Origin of the sequence: Paenibacillus sp. Cedars, from assembly GCF_003184205.1 — a bacterium.
Taxonomy (GTDB): domain Bacteria; phylum Bacillota; class Bacilli; order Paenibacillales; family Paenibacillaceae; genus Paenibacillus_AQ; species Paenibacillus_AQ glucanolyticus.
This window is the reverse complement of record NZ_CP020866.1, coordinates 2,246,979-2,265,698: the sequence shown is the minus strand read 5'-3', so window position 1 is coordinate 2,265,698 and position 18,720 is coordinate 2,246,979. Positions and strand designations below refer to the sequence as shown.

The following is an 18,720-nucleotide window of genomic DNA, read 5'->3' as shown; positions in this document are numbered from 1 at the left end:
TTTACCACTCCCTATAACCTGTTGAGAATAAATATACATTTCATCGAAAATTTATTCAATAATTTGAGCAAATTGATAGGAAGCTGCCGATTACACGCATGCCTCTCCTCTAGCTTCCAAGTACACGCTGGATAAACTCTGTTTTTGCAGCCGTGTATGCCTCTCGATCATCCTGATTCTCTTGTGCCAGCTTCACTTTCAATTCAGCATATTGCTGAGCCCACTTAGGCTGCTCCCTAAGCCGATCCCGAAACTGAAGCTGCTTCTCCCATCTCGGCTCCTTGTCCAGCATCAGATGCAAGTGACACTCTCGCCGATCATTCCTGACTCTGACAAAAAATCTTCGGTACGTTCTCCCATCCAACTCTGGTGGAACATAGCTCCAGCGATGCACCTCCAGCATCTCAGCTATACAGTCAATCTCTTCAAAAGATTGGATCTTCGCCATGACATCGATAATCGGTTTTGCCGGCATCCCAGGTATGGACGTGCTTCCGATATGTTCGATCTGCACAACACCATATTGTGCCAGCAACTGCTTAAGTTCGGTAACCTCATGAAGTCCTTTGTTAAGCCAGGCAGGATCCGGTGCGGCAATACTAATCTTCTCCGTTGCCCAATCGGGCCAAGCTTCCTGATGAAACTCCCCCATGTCATTCACCTCGTGTTTAATTGGTTAAGGTCTGTATTGTTCTTCTAATAGGATGGCAGAGTCTCCCGCATACCGCACATGAAACAAACGATCTACGAGATTCATCGTGACCATTTCATGAAGCTTCACTTCAACCGTTCTTGACCCGTCCAGTACATACAGCAATGCATCCGTTGGGAGGTGTATATGCGTATCGTCTGTTACCGGATTGCGAATATAGAATCCATTGCTTAAAGAAGCAGTGTCAGGAACGCCATCCTCGGCGGCAGCTTGCTCTGCTGCTTCAGCTGAGAACCATTCTACATCATCCAATACAAGGGAATAGCCGGCAGCTTCCTTCTTAACAGCTAGAATAAAACCCAGCTTTTCCTTAACCTGAGGCAGATGATCTACGATCTGATTGAGTTTCTTCATATCAGCTTGGACCTCGGAAATGGCCTCGTCGCTCATGCTGCTGACCGCCACAGCCTCCTGTTGCTGATGAGCATCGGATTGTGGATTAACACGATCCATCTGCGTAATTTTGGACTGGGCCAGCAGCATATCATCCTGTAATTGCTTCATGTTCTCTTCCACTCTTTGAATGCTCTGGGCATTCTCTTGCTTATTCTTATGTAAGGCGTTGAATAATACCAGATTTGAAGCTAAAGACACGATGATTAACAATATCAAACCGATGGCAACCTTAGGCATTTTGGACATACACGTACCCTCTCCCGATCGATAATCAACAGCCTATATTTCGAAATACAATGGGGCCGAAGCATGATACCCCCTCCACAGCGCTGATGATATTGATATAACACAAAAAAACGAAGACCCAGCCTCAAAAGCTCCCGTCTCAGGCCTCGAGTCTCGGTAAAACGCTTCAAGCACTTTACTCCAGGCGTTCATTTCGGATAACCATATGAAGATGGTCCTCCCACACACCGTTAATTTTCAGGTATTTGATTGCCATACCCTCTTCATAGAAGCCTAAGCGTCTCACCACATTCAACGAGGCTGCATTCCTCGGCATGATATTGGCTTCCAGCCGGTGCATCTCCAGTGTATCAAAGCAATGGGATACGACAGCGCTCAGCGCTTCGGTCATATACCCTTTTCCCGTGTGACTCTGTGCAAGCTTGTAGCCGACATGCCCCGATTGAAATACGCCACGAACGATGTTGCTGACCGCTACGGATCCGATGATCTTGTCATCCTGATGCAGCCACACCTTGAACAGGGTGCCGTCAGCTATACTGCGTCTTTCCGCCGCAAGAAGCTCTGTTTGTTTACCAATCGTAAAGTATTCCGGTTCCCTTACAGGCTCCCAAATTTTGAAGTAAGGCTCGTTCCCGACGATAAAATCCACCACTTCTGCTGCCCGATCCTGATCCAGAATCTTCAACTGCAGACGTGATGTTTGCCATGCAATGGACATGTGATGCTCCCCCTTGTAAACGTATCCAATACGTAAATAATATCATATCAATCTCTAGGATTATAATGTTTCAGTTGTGATCGGGTAATTCCGCGAGCTTCTCCCTCGGGAGTCAATCAGTACTCGAACTGCATAATATGGTTGTGCGCAAAATAGATGTATTCGACTTCTGGCTCATCCTTGAAGATCACAACCGTATAAAATGGAGGCAGCTTCACTCCCCATATGCCTTGAACGGACTGTATCTCTTCTTGCCGATAATGCTCTTCTTCAAGAAGGTAAGCGTTGACCCTTTTGGCATAGAGCATTTCATTAACCTGTACGTACACAATGGGAGACAATACAACAGCACCAACAGAATCAATAGTGTAATTTTGAACTTCTTCATCCTATTCCCCTGAACCCTGCGCAACAAATTGATCTCCATCCCATATCAAGGTAGACTCGATTTCTTTTCCTTTCGAGTTATTATAATAACTTTTTTATTAGATGAAATCTCTTCTGCCCTCAGTGTTTTTTCGTATCTGCAGTTGGTCAAATAACCGCCCCTGGTCATCGACGGCACGCAATTCCAAACGGTCCGTTGTAACTACCACTTGAAGAAAATGCGGTACGGCCAAGGACTGCGATGTATGCCACTCTCTCTTGGGAAGCAGCCAGTCCGGCATGGCCCCGGCACCACCTGCTACAATGTAAACAATCCCATGATCGTAATCAATTATCCCGTCTCGGAGCGGATGGCTTCGCTCATATACAATCGTGTGCGAGCTCATAACCAAATCCACTCCGTACTCTTCAAATACCGGACAGAGCTGCCGGAGAGCCTCCACTTGGTAACCGCCTGAAACATACGGTGGATAGTGAAAAAACACGATGTTCCACCGCGCAGACGACGATTCCAAATCACGCACCAAAAAATCATATTGCGGATTTCCCGGACCCATCACCCCGGAGCTGTAAGGATAATCTTTCTTTTTTATCAAATCCGTGCTGTCCAAACAGACGAAATGAACATCCCCATAGTTGAAGGAATAATAGTTCCGAGGTTCAGGAAAAGCAAAAAGGTTATAATACCAGGATGCGTTGTCCTCATGATTCCCCAGGCAGCTGTAAAATGGCGTATCCACAAAAAAATCGCGGCCGGGTCCGAAGAAATATGTATTCCAATCCTCATCGTTCTTCCCGTCATTGACAACATCCCCGACAAATAAGGCAATATCGGGTCTATACTGCTTCATCTGGCTGAATATCCTCTGATTGATAAGACCGTCTGTAGCATCAAACCCGCTGTATCCTCCGGTTTCGCTGGTCACCGTAAAGGAGAATGGCACACCGCGTCCTACCGCGGTCTTGAACATATACAGCTTGGATTCAATCTCACCTGATTCATTGCGTGAGTGAATCTTGTAATAATAGATGGTCCCCGGCTCAAGACCCTCTACTGTAATTTGGTGAATCCTGGATTCAGACCCGACAGTGAACGTGCCGAATGGCTTATCCGGCAACTTGTAGTTCCCTTGATATCCGCTGTGTATTCGCTCAGCCAGCAAGACGTCCACTCTGGAGGACGCAGGTAACGAAGTTTCCCACATGACGGTTATACAATGCTCAGCCGGGTTTTGGAGATACGGTCCTTTTACAATGGAAAGCATTTTACTCCCCCATCCATTTTATTTCTCGGCAATGTGTTGTTATGCGACTCATCCTCTAATTATAACGATCTTTCCGCGAAAAAGTTACGAGTGCTTCACCATAACATTGGCCTTGAAAAACCGAAAAAAGCCGACTTAATCAGCCGGCTCCTCCACTATTCTATTCGCTTATCCAACCACGGCATCCAGATCCGACTCTCCCTGTTCAGTCTCCGGAACCAACACTTCAACCACGACTCTTGTCGGAACGCAAATGATCTGCTGGTATGGCTTTGAAATAAACCCCATATCCAGTGCAATGCTCTTCGGAGCATCCGAATATATCATCTGTATGCCGTAATCATAAACTTTCAGCGTGTTATGGCCATATTTGGTCTTAATATCAATGACACGCTCGTCTCCGATCAAAGGGACCGTCTCATATTCCTTACCATTGACCGTGATCAACGCCTGGAGCTGCCCCTGCTCATACGCCACATGCTGATGGCTCCACCATTGAAGAACCGTTACAGATCCAATAATCAGGATCATAGTGAACAAAATGATATCCCCTCGTTTTACTTTAGCCATGGCCGCATGCCCCTTCCAACCCTATTAGGAAATTAAGTATGCATGATTTATGACCAAGTTGAAATGATTTCCGTCATAATCTCCAATTTCCTGGATGTTTGTTCGGCTAACAGCTTGTACAAAACGAAAGGGGGACCTGTTTATTTGTCCATTGGTCCGAAATCAGCATAGGTTCGGCTGAATTTTTGCGAGAATGCGCTGATGATTGCGAACAGCTCAATACATATCCGTTGACCTGCATGCACAGATGACATAACGTCCATAGACCTGTGCGCCCTGATAACACCAATCCCGTCCGATGTAAGGATGCGCTTGTTGGGAGATGCAATCCTGACACTTCGCCCGCTGCCCGACCGGATCACTTGTATACCACCACCCGGCAGGATAAGGACATAACCCTTTGCAATCAGTGATTACCGTGTTGGGTGTACAAACGATATAATCTGAAGGGCAGGAGGCGTCTGCCCCGCAGCCCGTGCAATATTGTCCGTGCGGAGGTCTGCAAGGGCCCGCGGCGAACGAGATTTTGACGATTTCATCATCGTCAGGCCGAACCAATATCTTGGCCAGCGCCTCTGCCGTCTTTTGCGCAAATTGGTTCAGAAGCGATTTGCGATTCATTTTCCGGGTAACCTGACTGATCAGCACCTGTGTCTCTTCATCCTTGCTTTCCGGCTTCCGCCACATGCTCTACACCCCTTCTTAAGAAACTCTTGCTGCCTTCGCATACGCCTCGAGCTGTTCCCGGCTGTTAACCAGTCCCTTGTGCCGAATGACACCGTTCGTATCCACCGCATACGCATAAGGTGTAACCTGCACATCCAGATGGTTGGCAAACTCCGAACTTACGATAAGCACCTCATCCTCATATGCGATTTTTCGGATATAATCCGATGCTAAATCCACAGACGAGAATAACAGCAGGACCGGTTTCACGTTGTTCATCTCGGCAATCCGCTTGAAATCCGGCAAAATGTCGGCGCATTCCTTACACGTCGGTGAGCCAAAAAGCATTAAAGACGGCATGCCCATCAGCTCGCTGGTGGACCACTCAGTTCCTTGCAGCTTTGTTGTCACGGCTTCGGGAATTTTTTTGCCGACAGGAATACCGGATTGATTCACGCCCCTCGCGGTGCCCATCACCATAATTCCCAACTGCCGGAACAGGACCAGATTCAGAATCACCAAGGGTACAACCAGAAGCCATAGAATGGAATAAGAGATCCAGAAGAATGTGTTCATCGGCAGCCTCCTTAAAATCTTTTGAGTTTGGCATAATGAGGTGCGGCAATATCGCGGTACAATCGGATCGCATGCAGGGCATCCGGGACCCCCACCATGATGAGCAGTGCAAGCAGCAGCAGCATGCCCTCCATTAGCAGACCTGTTAAGGTGAAGGAGTAACCGTACACAAACCAGTCGGGATTGCTGTATGCCGCCAAACCGATGGAACCCATAACTAAATTGAACAATATCAACGGCCAGCCCAGCTTGGAATTAATCTGAGGACCCAGACAGCCGCAGTCCACCCTCCCCTTTATCCTAATGAAGTAAGCCACACCCAATCCCTGAGTGAAATAAAGTACCGAGAGGATCAGGAAGCTGACAGCTGATGGAAAGCAGTATATCAAGGTAATCGACACCGCTTGTGAGAGGATGAGTTGAACATGCAGACGGGCACTTCCGGGAAAATGATCCGGATCACCGAATACACGGCTCCAGACAAAACTCACCACCGACAAGAGCATGGGAAGCGTAACCGATATGGCAACAAGCTCATACATAGGTCTATCAGGCTCCTTAACTTTAGTAGCTGATGATCCAAATGATGGATCCGATAATCAGCAGCTTGGAAACGGCTTGCCGCACCGCGGTGAGCAGCGTGATGCTGTGTACTCTTTTTTCAAGCATGCGATATACAATAGAGCGGATCAGCGGCAGGCTGAATACCATCCCCCGAACGAACCCGAACGTTATGCCAGCCAGCAAACTCAACCACCACGGTGAAGCAAACAGGGAAACCAGAATATAGGCGTGAAACAGCACGCCCACTTGCAGCGTGATGAATCCCAAACCCAAAATATGTCCCCATAATGCAGCAGAGCGATAACCTGCGTGCTTGATCCACTCCGATGGAACGATGAAATTGCCTGATGGAAGAATTCCCGTTCGATGAATCAACTCCAACACCAGGAATACGGCAAACAGCGTGATAATGATGTAGTTCTGATACAGACCGACAGGGGTGAATTTGAGCAAAAAATTAAAGAGCCCTATTGCCAGTCCCGTCACGGCTCCTCCCAGCGTGCAGGACGCAATATACACAAGCGCATATCTGAATTTGCTGACCTTCGTGCTGTCCAGGCTGCCCAATACATTCAAGCCGCAGGTTGTATCCACACTGGCAATGGCGGCACCGATGGCAAAAATGAATAGCAATATCGACAACAAATCATTCCACCTCCCACAATTCCTTTCGGAATGAATGCTCCATCACTTCATCTTATGAGGGACGCTTGTCGATTAATTACGGAAATAATCCATAGGGCATGGGCATGCTCTTTACATGGCTATCTGATTTAGAAAAAAATAAACCGTCCATGGACAATATCCATAGACGGTTTCTGCTTATGCTATTGCTGGATACGTGCTCAGGATCATGATGCACAACACGAATCAGAGCCACCCTTTATCCTCCGCGATGGCGGCCGCCTGCTGCCTGGAATCAGCCTCCAGCTTCTGAATGGCAGAGGACAAGTAATTGCGTACGGTCCCTGTAGTCAGAAATAGAGCCTTGCTAATTTCGCCTGTCGTCATCCCTTCCTTGGTCAAGCGAAGCATTTCGATTTCCCGCTCGCTCAGCGGATTCTCTCCCTTCATGAACAGTGCCGCCGCCAGATCGGTGCTGACGACTCGCTCGCCCTTCATGACCCGCCGAATGGCCTCGATCAAGAAATCGATCGGCTCATCCTTTAAGAGATAACCCTCCACCTGCGCATTCATCGCTTTCTGCAAATAGCCGGGGCGCGCGAAGGTTGTAACGATCATAATCTTGCACGGTAAGCCGGCATGCCGGATATTCTCGGCCAGCTCAAGGCCGTTGATGCCAGGCATCTCGATGTCGAGCAGGCATATATCCGGCTGATGATGCCGTATTGCTTCCCATGCTTGTTCCCCGTCCGGCACTTCCGCCACCACCTCGATATCGTCTTCGAATCGGAGCAGCGAGGCGAAAGCGCCGCGAAGCATTTTCTGATCTTCGGCAATGATAATCCGAATCATGAATCGTCCTCCTTCTCGTGCTGGTGAATCGGAAGTTTCAGGGACAGAACCGTCCCTCCCGCAGGGGATGGGCAAATCGCGAAGGAGCCTCCTAAGATCTGCATTCGCTCCACCATTGACGGAATGCCATTCCCGCCTTCCTGCTGCGCAACCCCCTTGCCGTCATCTGTAATATGGATGACGTAGGATTGCTCCTTGACTTCCAGCGTGATCGTGCACCGCTTTGCACCACTGTGCTTGATAATGTTGGTAGTAGCCTCGCGGACGCACAGCGACAGCATCGTCTCTTCCACGCTGGATAACAGCGGTGTCTTGCCATGATATTCAATATAAAGTGCGATGCCTGCCGTTCGGAGCAGTTCTACCGAATGCTCCAGTTCGCCGGGAAGAGAGATGAACTTCATCTCCGATACCAGTTCCCTCACCTGCTTGATCGCCGTTCTGGAGGTAGCCAGAATATCGCCTAGCTCCCGCTTCGCCTGGGCAGTATCTTTATCTACCCACTTGGTGGCCAGCTCGCTCTTCAATTTAATCATCATCAAGGTCTGTCCCAAGATGTCGTGCAGATCTCTTGCAATCCGCTGCCGTTCTTCCTGCTGAATATATTTCGCAATCTGCTCGTTCGCAGCATCAAGCTCTCCTTGAAGGCTTTTGGATTTCTCCTTGATATAAATGACGATGGGGTACACCGTCTGGATGATCATCACCGGCAAGTACACGGCATTAGATATCTGGAGCAGCGGTTCCATCCGAATGAAGAACACGAACATAAAGGAAAGGGCAATGCCCGCGCTGCCGATCGCGATGTGCCCTTTGGATCTGGACCTGCCAAGCAGGTCGGCAAAAATAAACCCGAACCATAGGATGACCGGACCGATATACACCGCGAGGACCGCAAGAACGAACAGGCCGGACAATACGGCCGCCAGCAGCCCGCCGTCCCGGCGCCACAACGCAAAATAAAAGGAGACGAGAAACAGCAGGAGCAGCATAAGACTGCTCCATAGTCCCAGCGCCCCATCCAAACGGAGCACGCGGTAGAATAAAAACACGATCAGCACGAAATCTATGAGCAAATAATTTTTGATTTGGTCTTTCGGATACAGCTTGTCGAGCATCCCAAACCCCCTGCTAATTTCTATCGAATAATCCTATTGCCGTTTTGCGGAATGTCTCCATAGGCCCCAGCCGGAAGCTTCGCAGCCACAAGGATGCAAATCCGAGAAGGGATACGGAGATCAGCAGCCAAACAACGATAATGGCGGCGGAATTCAGCTTGCCGGCCAGTCCCAACCCCCAGCCGTAGAAAACGGCGGATGCGATGAGGTTCTGGATCACATAACAACTCAAGGACATTTTCCCGGCATTCTCCAGAAGACGCCACAGCCCATCCCACTTCGTATATTGTATCATTTTGGCAATGATTGCTATATACCCTATCGACATCAGCGGGGCAAACAAGTATCGGACCGGCAGGTCGAATGCCCCACCCGGGATAAAAATAAGCAAATTCAGAGGCAAACCGGCATATAGACCGATCTTCAACAGCTTCTCCCTCAGCTTTTTGCCATTCTCATCCGGTGAGAACACCCCTGCGCGCATGAAACGAACGCCCAGCAGGAACAGGAATATGTTCAGCGGGATGACGAAGATGGCCTCTATCCGGAGGGGAAGGAAGTTGGCCAGGCGGTAGCTGACTTGATCAAGCCACGTCCCTTCTTGATATAGTGTGATGACGGCTTCGAAGCTGCCCGGCGATAGACCGCCGCTTGTCAGCATCAGTGCAAGGAGGGCCAGGAACATTGCTGCGTAGAGGCAACCGATCACGTTCATCGTGCGGGCGATGAGACGGTCGCCGCCCTTCACGATAAAGGCTGCAATAACGGCCGTCACGCCATAACTCATTAAGATGTCATACTCCATGACCAAGATAAAATGCAGCAAACCTTCAACGAACAGAAACATGACGGCCCATAAGTAAACGCCAGGCCATGGCTTTCCTATACGTTTTGCCTGACGGTACTTCATCTCCAGTCCGACGCCGAACATGATCGTCAGTAGGCCGAGCAGTTTCCCGTTCACCAGAAACAGCACGATCATGCGAAGCAAATCGTTCATCTCCCACCAGCCCTCGTAGTTAGAGGTGGTGATATAGTTCAGGTCTCCCGCATGAGCGAAAATCCAGATATTCGTCCCGAGCGTTCCCAGGATGGCGAAGCCTCTCAATATATCCAGCAGGCGGATGCGGTTCGTTCGTTGTTCCATGGTTGCCTTCCCTTCTTCCCTCGTAGGTTAATCTCGCAGCTTTATTGTAAATGCGAACCGTGAGGAGCAACATTCACACCTGTAAAGAAATCCATATGACACCTGTCATAAATAGGGTTGGAGTTTGGGCGCGCATGAAAAAAGGTCGAAGACAAGAACTCATATAGAGCCTGTCTTCGACCTTTTTGGCCGTTCATGAATGAGAATTGGGGCTACGCCCTGTAGACTATCTACTATGGGGACAATTTCTTAGCTGTTGGCATCGCGGGATACGGACTCTCGATCATGATGCGATGTTGCGGTAATCGGAGATATCCACCTCCAGCGACAGCTCGGCTGCGCGAGATTTCTGCGCCGCTTTGAAGAATAGGATCACGAGCACGACACTGATAACCGCACCTGCAACATACGATACATTCAAGGACTGCCTGAAGCCGATTTCGGCGTTCAAAATATACACCGTGGTTGTATAGAGTATAAACGCACCCGGAATCAGAGCCACCCAGTAATTCTTACGGGCAATGAACAGGTACATCGCACCGACAAACAGAGCAATGGCGGCTGTCGCCTGGTTGGCCCAAGAGAAATATCTCCACAGAATATTGAAGTCAATTTGCGTTAACGCAATGGAGATCACAAAGAGCGGAACCGCAATGAGCAGACGTTTTTTCATGCTGAACTGAGGTAGCTTGATATAATCGGCAATGATCATCCGCGCACTGCGGAAAGCGGTATCACCTGACGTAATCGGCAATACGATGACACCCAGCACAGCCAGTGTGCCTACTACGGCTCCTAACGTTACCTTCGCTACTTCACTTACCACGAGACCTGTTCCTCCTGTAGCAAGCAGCTCATTCAAACCGTTGGCCCCTTGGAACAAACTCATGGCAGCGGCCGCCCACACCATCGCAATAATGCCCTCGGCAATCATCATACCGTAGAAAATTTTACGTCCCTGCTTCTCGGTCTGCGTAGTCCGGGAAATGATCGGTGTTTGGGTTGCATGGAATCCGGACAGAGCTCCGCAGGTTATAGTTAGAAACAACAGCGGGAAGATCGGCATTTGATCAGGATGAAGATTGGCTAGAGTCAATTCCGGTATGGGCACCTGCTGAATGATCAGCATTCCGCCGACACCTAATGAGGCAACTAGCAGCAGTGCACCGAAAATGGGATAAAACCGGCCGATGATCTTATCGATCGGCAGCAGTGTAGCCAAAATATAATAACCGAAAATAAACAGTGTGATGATCAACAGGCTGACTTTGCCGTTCATCAGGTTGTGAAGCAAACTGGCCGGTGAAGTAACAAAGACTGTACCCACCAGAATCAGCAGCAGGATCGCGAAAGCGTTCACAACATGCTTCATCACTTTCCCCAGAAACTTGCCTGCAAGCTCCGGCAAATGCGCGCCGCGGTTACGGATCGAGATCATGCCTGTCAGATAGTCATGGACGGCTCCGGCAAATATACATCCGAGCACAATCCAGATAAAAGCAACCGGTCCATACAGTGCTCCCATAATCGGGCCGAAGATCGGCCCTACACCGGCTATATTCAGGAGCTGAATAAGAGAGTTTTTATTGGAGCTCATGGGGAGGTAATCAACGCCGTCCTGATTGACATAGGCTGGAGTGGCCCTCTCTTCTTTAACCCCGAACATTTTTTCAATGTATTTACCGTAAGTAAAATATCCGGCAACAAGCAGAATGATGGATATAATGAAGGTATACATGCCTTCGCCCTCCTCTATTGGAATCGCTTACATTGATTATAAACAATTCAGCAAGACGAGAGGTCGGTTTTGAGTTAACATGTCGTTCCCGCTCATCAAGATGCGCAAAATGAAGATTAACACGCATATCATGGCATGTACATCCAGCTCTATTTCTATATCATCCCTTACTGCATTGCTACCCAAACACCGCTTGCTATAACTCCATGGCTTCGCGAAACGCCTTGGCATAGTTTCGGCTCACAGCAAGTTTATCGCTGCAGTCCTTAAGCTCAAGCTGGAATGCACCGTTAAACCAGGGAACCAGCCTGTTAACATAATCCAGGTGAACCATGTAGCTTTTGTGGATTCGAAAGAACGGATACTTCTGCAGTTTGGCCTCCAGCTCCTTCAACGGGGTTTTAACACGGTAATGCTTATGGGCTGTGACGATCTTGGAATATGTATCCTCACGTGAGATATAGATAATTTCGTCCGGATCGATAAAGAGAATCTCGCCGTTCTCTTCCAGCGACAGCTTGCCGGAGGATTTAAGAGGAAGATGTGCGGCGGAAGCTTCTTTATGAAAAGCTTTTTCCAGACGCCTTACGGTCTCTGCCAGACGTTCCTCGTCAATCGGCTTTAACAGATAGTCCAGCGCTTCGAATTGAAAAGCCTCCACGCCAAATTGAGGATACGCCGTTGCAAACACGATTTGGGGGGGATTCTTCAATCTCGTTAATGCTCTTGCCGTCTCAAGTCCGTTCATCCGCGGCATTTCTACGTCCAGAAACACCGCTTCCGGCTGCAGCTGCATCGTCCTTAACACCGCCTGTTCCCCGGAATCTGCTTCCCCGACAATTTCCAATGCCGGATGCTGCTTTAATAAATAGATCAGTTCTTCACGGCTGTAACGTTCATCGTCCACGATCAGTGTTCGAATACGTTCGGTCATGTGATGGGTCCCCTTCCTTCATGAATGGATTTTAACGTTAAATGCAGGCGGAATTCGGAAATTGATTTCGGTTCCTGCCGATTTGTCACTCTTGATGTTTAGTGATGCCTCGGGTCCATACATCAAGGTTAACCTTCGATTTACATTGTACACGGCCATTCCGGTTCCCGATGTTGAATCGAGCATTTGGCGGCCCAGGTACTGAAGCCGTTCCGGCGTAATGCCCTCTCCATTATCCCTGATCGTGACGGATACGCCTGAGGCAGGTTCACCCTCAACGAGGATATCGATGACACAGTTGTCCGTCTTGTCCCTGAAGCCGTGACGTATGCTGTTCTCCACTAACGGCTGCAAGGTCAGCGGCGGCACCAGCGCATGGAGCGCGGCATCCTCCACCTCATAGCGAATAAACAGTTTATCCTCGAATCGAGTCTGTTCAATGCTCATATATGAACGTATATGCTGCAGCTCATCCTGAAGCGTCGCCTTCTCAGAGGTTGCTGCCGACAGATTCTGACGGATATAATTCGATAGATTCCGCAATAGTTTTCTTGCCTTCTCTGCATCAATCCGCGTTAAAGATAGTATGGTATTCAATGTATTAAACAGAAAATGCGGATGGATTTGGGCTTGCAGCGTCTTAATCTCAGCTTCTCTGGCAAGCTCCTTGGTTTCGGCCAACTGAGCGGCCTCCAGCTGGTAACTTAACAACATGGTAAGACCGGACATCAGTTCCTTCGTTACATGCGAGATATCCTTGGGACTGCTGAAATAGAACTTTAGGGTACCCACGGTGTGTTCCCCTTGTTTCAAGGGCCCGATGATCACCGCCCCAAGCGGACATTCCGTCTTCTGGCATTGAATATGATCCCGATCGGCGATCAATTGCTCCCCTTGTTCAATGACCCGGCGTGTTACTTCAGTCTGCAGCGGTCGGCCTGCTGCGTGGTGGTCATCCCCTGTCCCGATATGAGCCAGAATAACACGATCATCGGTCATGGCTATGGCACTGGCTTTGACTTCTTCGTATAAGATCCGGCATACCGCCTCCGCAGACTGTGGATTCATGCCCTGACGCATGTAGGCAAGCGTCCTGCGAGCGATACGAAGTGAGGTTTGGGCCTGCAGGGCAGCAATCCTCTCCTCTTCATTCAGTACGGACCGGATAATCAGCAGAAATAAAGCACATCCGATCCCGTTTGCTACAATCATCGGAACTCCAATATATCCAACCAAAGACACGGCCTGTTCAAATGGCCTCGACAAGAGCAGGATGATCAGCATCTGAAGAGATTCTGCCAACGCCCCCATTAACAGTGCCGCTGAAAAAGAAACCTTCTCATTCTTCTTATGAAACAAGCTGGCCAAGAGTCCTGCTAATATGGTGGCCAAGCCACAGGCCAGACTCGTAAAACCGCCTAATGTAAAACGATGGAGTCCTGCTATCAGGCCTGCGCCGAGCCCGATTCTCCAACCTCCGAACATTCCGGCCATGACTACGCCGACAACCCGGGAGTTTGCAATCGCTTCTTCTCCGGCAACCTGCATCATCCATTTGTTCACTTCAAGCGATTCGGTATTTACGGTTATGCCCGTATACGTTCCGACGATACCCAGAACGCCAAAAACCAATATGGCTTGCAGCTGCTGCACAGGCGCCAGCTTGTCCTGACTTATCATCGTCCGAAAAAATCTCAGACGGGTAACAATAAAGGCAATCGTCACAATGATCCCGATCCGCTCGGTCATCGTGATCAGCAGTTCAAACATGGCGTCACCCCGCAATCCACATCTATTCGGTACTCAACATCTTCACTTCAGTATGAAGTATGCCGTTAAGCTGGCGATACATACTAAAGTATCATGGCTGAAGCTCAAAAAACAAGAAACCTCCCGCTTCGAATTGGAATCGAAGCCGAAGGTCAGAAGGTCGTTCTCTTTCAAGATTATCTATTCAGGTTTAGGTTGAGGGGCTTACTCCACTCCATATAAATGCGTTCATGGAATCCTGAATCCTCCGAGTGCCCTTGGGGCTTGCGTTCAATCTCCCGAAATCCTAATTTCGGATACAGCCGAAGCCCGGCTTCGTTGCTGTTCGCCACTTCCAGGACATAACGCCTGTAGGGCAGCTCCTTCATCACATGCTTCATCAACGCAGTAGAAACTCCTTTGCCGCGTGCTTTTTCCGTTGTGGCCACACATTCGATATAGCCGGTATCGCCATCGTATGGCAGCGCCAGATTAAATTCGTTTTTCATAACCTCATAAGCCAGTTTGCCGGTCTTGTCTCCAAGAGCATCCTGAAGCGGGGTTAGCGCCACCGGCATCGCCCGCTGTCCGTTATGGGAACAAGCCAGAATCCCGATGATCACGCCCTGCACCTCGGCCACATAAAACACCTCGGGACTGAACAAGTCTTGAAAGGCTGTTTGCAGCGTGTTCCTGTCCTGCGTGAAATAGGACAGCTCGTTATAGTACCCGTCAACAAATACCTCGGCCACTTCCCTGCGAACGTCACGGTCATAATCTGCCATTCTTCGAATTCTGATTGTATTCACCCTGCATTCCTCCTGTCAAAAATGTAATCTGCGCTTGATGTCCTGGCGGAATCCCTTGTCAGCGAGCAGGCACATCCCGCCAAAGGTGAGCAGCGCGTACAGCGCAGCCGCAACGGCTGTCCATAACACGTGCGACATGCCGACGGCATACAGCAGCAAGGGGATAAATCCAAGGAGAATCAGGGTTAGCAGGTATCCTGCGAACTCCCGCCAACGCATTTTTTTCGTGCTGCAGATCAGCGTTATGAAAAAGGTTGCCGCCATCATCAGGAACGGGATGACGTAGCCGGTCGACCAATAATTTGTATCCGCCACCACATTGATCCACAGCAGCATGCCGGACAATCCGAGCAGTTGAACGATGACCTTGCCGCCAAGATGTGATCGGGACATCAAGGTATGTCTGATGAACAGCCAGGCATACAGCACACAGGGCATCAGATACAGACTCCACCAAACATCGCGATTTCCCAGCACGTTAATTATGACGGAAACACTGATGACGGCTACAACAATAAAGGCGAGCCACTTGGAGAGAAGAGTGCTGGCACGCTCCTCCTCCTGAACCGTATAGGCGGGATACCATCGATTACCAGCTAATGATGCCGCGTCCTTGCCATGTAAGTTCCTACGGCACAAGGGACACGCTGCATGCGCCGGATCTACGATAACGCCACAGCTCTCGCATCTCATGCCCCCATCCCCCAATCATTGCTGATAATCCTCACGTCCAGACCGCTTAAGCCGGAGAGCTGGCGGAAGAAGTGTTGGATCACATCGTTTTCGACGATATTCCGTGCAAAGGTGATTGTGAGCTGCTCGTTAATGGAGCATACGGCACAATTCATCGGGCTTTTGGCTGTGGGATACATCGTTGTTTCCATCGCTTCGATATGCGCTCCCATGCTGGCAGGAATATCGATTCGGCCGAGATTGGTAAGCGTGAGGGTTTTGGCTTCCTCACCGTAATGGTCGAATCCATACCGAATCGCGAGATCCTTCAACTTCAAGGGTGTAAATCTCGATAGAAGGTTCTTCTCGTACTTCATGCTGCTGGCCATCGCTTGAGTTAGATACGGCTTGGTTGTTTTTTCTTTCATCTGGGCTTGTACAATTTCGAGCACCTGCTCGAATGTCATGCCTGCTTCGATCCGCACGCCGATGTTGATAACCGCAAAAAAATTACGCAGGCTGCTGGAAGGAAAGATTTTTCTCAGATTCACCGGCATGCTGATCACAATAGGTCGGTTCTCGTTGTTCAAGGGAAGCGTGGAGTCATGAACCGCCATGATCAGAAGTGCCGTCAAGTAAGCAGTAAGGGTTGCCCCGTGCTGCTTGGCTGCTGCATTCAGCCGGGAGGCGTGAATCATTCCGTGGATCACGTTGTGACCATAAGGCGAAAAGCGCGTACCTGGAATCTGCAAGGCCTCCGGCGTCCTGATTTCCGAAACCGTGGAGGTATAGTGAGCCTTAAAGCTGTCCTGCGCTTCGGCATAACGGGCAAAGGAGGCGGGCGGCAAAATTAGCCCATCCCTGTCCTCCACACTCTCACCGATCCGATATAAATACTGGAATACCAGGGTTTTGAGAAACTCAAGCGCCCCTCCACCGTCGGTCAGTGCATGGAATATCTCCACACTAATCTTGTTGCCGTGATATAGAACCCTCACCAGACTTCCGTTAGCTCCCGATAGCGTGACAGGTGCACAGGGATAGGTGGATTCCGGCTCCACCATCAGACGTGTCTCCTTCTCCCTCAGGAATTTCCAGAACAGGCCGTTTCTCAGTTCGACATTTAATAGCGGAAATCTCGATATGACCTCATCCAATGCCGTCTGTAAAACCTCTTCGTGAACGAGACTCGTCAGCATCATCGACAATCTGTAGGTCGAAGAATTCTCCCTTCCCGCCACCGCGGGGAACAGTTTCCCGGCGTGGTCCAGTTTATACCAATCCTCCATGTATGAATCTCCTCCTTCAACCTTTAACCTTCAATCGTAGCCGATACCAGACTTGCCCCATATCCATCTTCATGTGCCTGCCTTCTATCCGGCATTGAAAAGCGTTTCCTCAGCGAAGACCGGGTATGGATCAGCATCATCGGTACAAGCAATTCGGTTCTTCGTTCGATGCGGCTTTTGCCCTCCGGGTGCATGACAGACAGCAGCATGCGGAGGTACAAAGTCGTTATCTTCTGAAAAATGTCGGGTTTCATCTCTTGATGCTCGAATCCGAGTCCATGCGTCAGGCCGCGGTGCAGCAGCGTAATTCCGACCAAGGCGCTGACCTCGCTGAACTCGGTCTGGTTTTCGTAGGCACAGCTTATCTGCTTCATGGATTTTCTTCCAAGCCTCGCGATTTTCAGAGCCGCACGATCCGGTCCTTCCGACCGAATTAACCTCAGGATCGTTTCGTTGTCCAGATGAAGCTCACCGATTAAATCTCCATTATGTATGACTGTGGAATCCTCACAGACGATGGGTTCCCCCTGATGCTTCTTAATCATCACCGTGCATATGCCAAAGTGTGAGATATGCGAGCTGCGAAACCGGGATATGAATGCAAAGATGCGCTCCCATATCATCCAGGTGCTCTGCATGACGGATTTAAGCAATTTGTGCAGCAGCTGTAACACCACCTTACTTTTTTGATTGAATATTCCTTGCCATGAATCCCCCTGCAACATTCGTTAAACACATCATACCGGATATCCCGGCAGGGTCATACCGTCTCAGGTATAGCGCTGCACTCGGTCTCGAGGCGGAGATGCGGGCATAACTTGTTGCGATCGATGATTGATGCGAACATCCCGAATCGCAATGCGTGCTGTCTTGGAATTACATATTGCTTTTGATGCTGTACACAAACCAAAACAACCTTTGGTCTTCACCAAAGGTTGTCTGCCTAATTCCTATATCAACAATCTCACTAAGTTCTCTCTCCCCCAGAATGCTCCCCTCTCCCAATCAACCCATAGTAGAATAGTCGATCAATATCCCGAAGCATAGCTGGGCTTGCTTGTGCAATGAATCCCGGACGCGCTAGCGCATCCTTAAACACTTGAATATAGAACAAAGCCGCTTCTATCGAAATATGGGGATCAATATCTCCTTCCTGCTTGCCTTGCTCAATCAATTTCACAAAAAAGGGAATCGTCCTTTCCTTGTAAAAAGCCTCGATATGCTCCCGAACAGACGGTTCATTGCTGATTTGAATAAGATCCACATTGATTTGATCCACGCTGTTCATTCTTGACCCCAACAACAATTTTAATTTTTCTTGAAAAGGGATAGGCTCTTCCAGGAGCTTCTCATACTCGTTCATGATTTTACTCATATAATCGATAAACGTCATACGTATAAGCTCTTCCTTACTGCCAAAATAATTATAAATGGAGACGGGAGACACGCGAGCTTGTTTGGAAATTTCTGTAATACTTGTCTTATCCACTCCATATTTGCTTATCAAATCAAAGGCTGTCTTCATAATTTGTTCTTTTTTCTTCTCCGTGCGTAGTTGATAGCCGTTCATCTTCTCACCTCTCGTATAAAACTATACTGAATGTTTTGTAATAATGCAATTCATATAGTTCAAAAATACCTTGCTTAATTCTCTTCGTGAATTTATTATGAATTATATGAAACAT

Annotated in this window: 21 protein-coding genes; all 21 read right to left on the bottom strand. The window is 49.0% G+C overall.

Annotated features, from left to right (window positions below):
- Positions 1–109 precede the first annotated feature (109 nt).
- The 21 genes from B9D94_RS12105 to B9D94_RS12005 all read right to left on the bottom strand — a co-directional run bounded on the left by B9D94_RS12105 (position 110) and on the right by B9D94_RS12005 (position 18,605).
- Positions 110–652: a GrpB family protein gene (locus B9D94_RS12105; RefSeq protein ID WP_148247111.1), complete on the bottom strand. Its 543-nt coding sequence runs from the start codon at positions 650–652 to the stop codon at positions 110–112.
- 24 nt (positions 653–676) lie between these two features.
- Complete coding sequence (locus tag B9D94_RS12100) at positions 677–1,354, bottom strand: hypothetical protein (RefSeq protein ID WP_148247110.1); 678 nt, start codon at positions 1,352–1,354, stop codon at positions 677–679.
- Positions 1,355–1,529: 175 nt separating this feature from the next.
- Positions 1,530–2,075, bottom strand: a complete 546-nt coding sequence (locus B9D94_RS12095; RefSeq protein WP_148247109.1) for a GNAT family N-acetyltransferase — start codon at positions 2,073–2,075, stop codon at positions 1,530–1,532.
- A gap of 116 nt (positions 2,076–2,191) precedes the next feature.
- Positions 2,192–2,416, bottom strand: a complete 225-nt coding sequence (locus B9D94_RS12090) for a DUF3139 domain-containing protein (RefSeq protein ID WP_253806143.1) — start codon at positions 2,414–2,416, stop codon at positions 2,192–2,194.
- 144 nt (positions 2,417–2,560) lie between these two features.
- Positions 2,561–3,727: a purple acid phosphatase family protein gene (locus tag B9D94_RS12085; protein WP_148247108.1), complete on the bottom strand. Its 1,167-nt coding sequence runs from the start codon at positions 3,725–3,727 to the stop codon at positions 2,561–2,563.
- Positions 3,728–3,895: 168 nt separating this feature from the next.
- On the bottom strand, positions 3,896–4,297 hold the full coding sequence (locus B9D94_RS12080; RefSeq protein WP_006210864.1) for a NusG domain II-containing protein: 402 nt from the start codon (positions 4,295–4,297) through the stop codon (positions 3,896–3,898).
- A 216-nt stretch (positions 4,298–4,513) separates the two neighbouring features.
- Positions 4,514–4,984: a hypothetical protein gene (locus B9D94_RS12075; RefSeq protein WP_148247107.1), complete on the bottom strand. Its 471-nt coding sequence runs from the start codon at positions 4,982–4,984 to the stop codon at positions 4,514–4,516.
- A 15-nt stretch (positions 4,985–4,999) separates the two neighbouring features.
- A complete protein-coding gene (locus B9D94_RS12070; protein ID WP_148247106.1) occupies positions 5,000–5,539 on the bottom strand; it encodes a redoxin family protein in 540 nt (179 codons plus the stop codon).
- Between the two features lie 11 nt (positions 5,540–5,550).
- Positions 5,551–6,081, bottom strand: a complete 531-nt coding sequence (locus tag B9D94_RS12065) for a MauE/DoxX family redox-associated membrane protein (RefSeq protein ID WP_148247105.1) — start codon at positions 6,079–6,081, stop codon at positions 5,551–5,553.
- 22 nt (positions 6,082–6,103) lie between these two features.
- Positions 6,104–6,748, bottom strand: a complete 645-nt coding sequence (locus B9D94_RS12060; RefSeq protein WP_076151379.1) for a hypothetical protein — start codon at positions 6,746–6,748, stop codon at positions 6,104–6,106.
- A gap of 225 nt (positions 6,749–6,973) precedes the next feature.
- On the bottom strand, positions 6,974–7,579 hold the full coding sequence (locus B9D94_RS12055; RefSeq protein WP_063480573.1) for a response regulator transcription factor: 606 nt from the start codon (positions 7,577–7,579) through the stop codon (positions 6,974–6,976).
- The gene (locus B9D94_RS12050) at positions 7,576–8,697 is read right to left on the bottom strand and encodes a sensor histidine kinase (RefSeq protein WP_148247104.1); all 1,122 of its coding nucleotides are present in this window, start codon (positions 8,695–8,697) and stop codon (positions 7,576–7,578) included. The genes B9D94_RS12055 and B9D94_RS12050 overlap by 4 nt, the downstream gene beginning before the upstream one ends.
- 13 nt (positions 8,698–8,710) lie before the next feature.
- Complete coding sequence (locus B9D94_RS12045; RefSeq protein ID WP_063480571.1) at positions 8,711–9,844, bottom strand: DUF418 domain-containing protein; 1,134 nt, start codon at positions 9,842–9,844, stop codon at positions 8,711–8,713.
- A 283-nt stretch (positions 9,845–10,127) separates the two neighbouring features.
- Complete coding sequence (locus B9D94_RS12040; RefSeq protein WP_036637270.1) at positions 10,128–11,582, bottom strand: carbon starvation CstA family protein; 1,455 nt, start codon at positions 11,580–11,582, stop codon at positions 10,128–10,130.
- A 196-nt stretch (positions 11,583–11,778) separates the two neighbouring features.
- Positions 11,779–12,516, bottom strand: a complete 738-nt coding sequence (locus B9D94_RS12035; protein ID WP_063480570.1) for a LytR/AlgR family response regulator transcription factor — start codon at positions 12,514–12,516, stop codon at positions 11,779–11,781.
- Positions 12,517–12,534: 18 nt separating this feature from the next.
- A complete protein-coding gene (locus tag B9D94_RS12030; RefSeq protein ID WP_063480569.1) occupies positions 12,535–14,286 on the bottom strand; it encodes a sensor histidine kinase in 1,752 nt (583 codons plus the stop codon).
- A 176-nt stretch (positions 14,287–14,462) separates the two neighbouring features.
- Positions 14,463–15,074: a GNAT family N-acetyltransferase gene (locus B9D94_RS12025; RefSeq protein WP_148247103.1), complete on the bottom strand. Its 612-nt coding sequence runs from the start codon at positions 15,072–15,074 to the stop codon at positions 14,463–14,465.
- A gap of 15 nt (positions 15,075–15,089) precedes the next feature.
- The gene (locus tag B9D94_RS12020) at positions 15,090–15,767 is read right to left on the bottom strand and encodes a DUF6320 domain-containing protein (RefSeq protein WP_148247102.1); all 678 of its coding nucleotides are present in this window, start codon (positions 15,765–15,767) and stop codon (positions 15,090–15,092) included.
- On the bottom strand, positions 15,764–17,035 hold the full coding sequence (locus B9D94_RS12015) for an alcohol acetyltransferase (RefSeq protein WP_148247101.1): 1,272 nt from the start codon (positions 17,033–17,035) through the stop codon (positions 15,764–15,766). The genes B9D94_RS12020 and B9D94_RS12015 overlap by 4 nt, the downstream gene beginning before the upstream one ends.
- Before the next feature lie 23 nt (positions 17,036–17,058).
- Positions 17,059–17,760 carry a YkoP family protein gene (locus tag B9D94_RS12010; protein WP_063480565.1) on the bottom strand — a complete coding sequence of 234 codons (702 nt, stop codon included), beginning with the start codon at positions 17,758–17,760 and terminating at the stop codon, positions 17,059–17,061.
- A gap of 242 nt (positions 17,761–18,002) precedes the next feature.
- The gene (locus B9D94_RS12005; protein WP_063480564.1) at positions 18,003–18,605 is read right to left on the bottom strand and encodes a TetR/AcrR family transcriptional regulator; all 603 of its coding nucleotides are present in this window, start codon (positions 18,603–18,605) and stop codon (positions 18,003–18,005) included.
- Between the last annotated feature and the right edge of the window lie 115 nt (positions 18,606–18,720).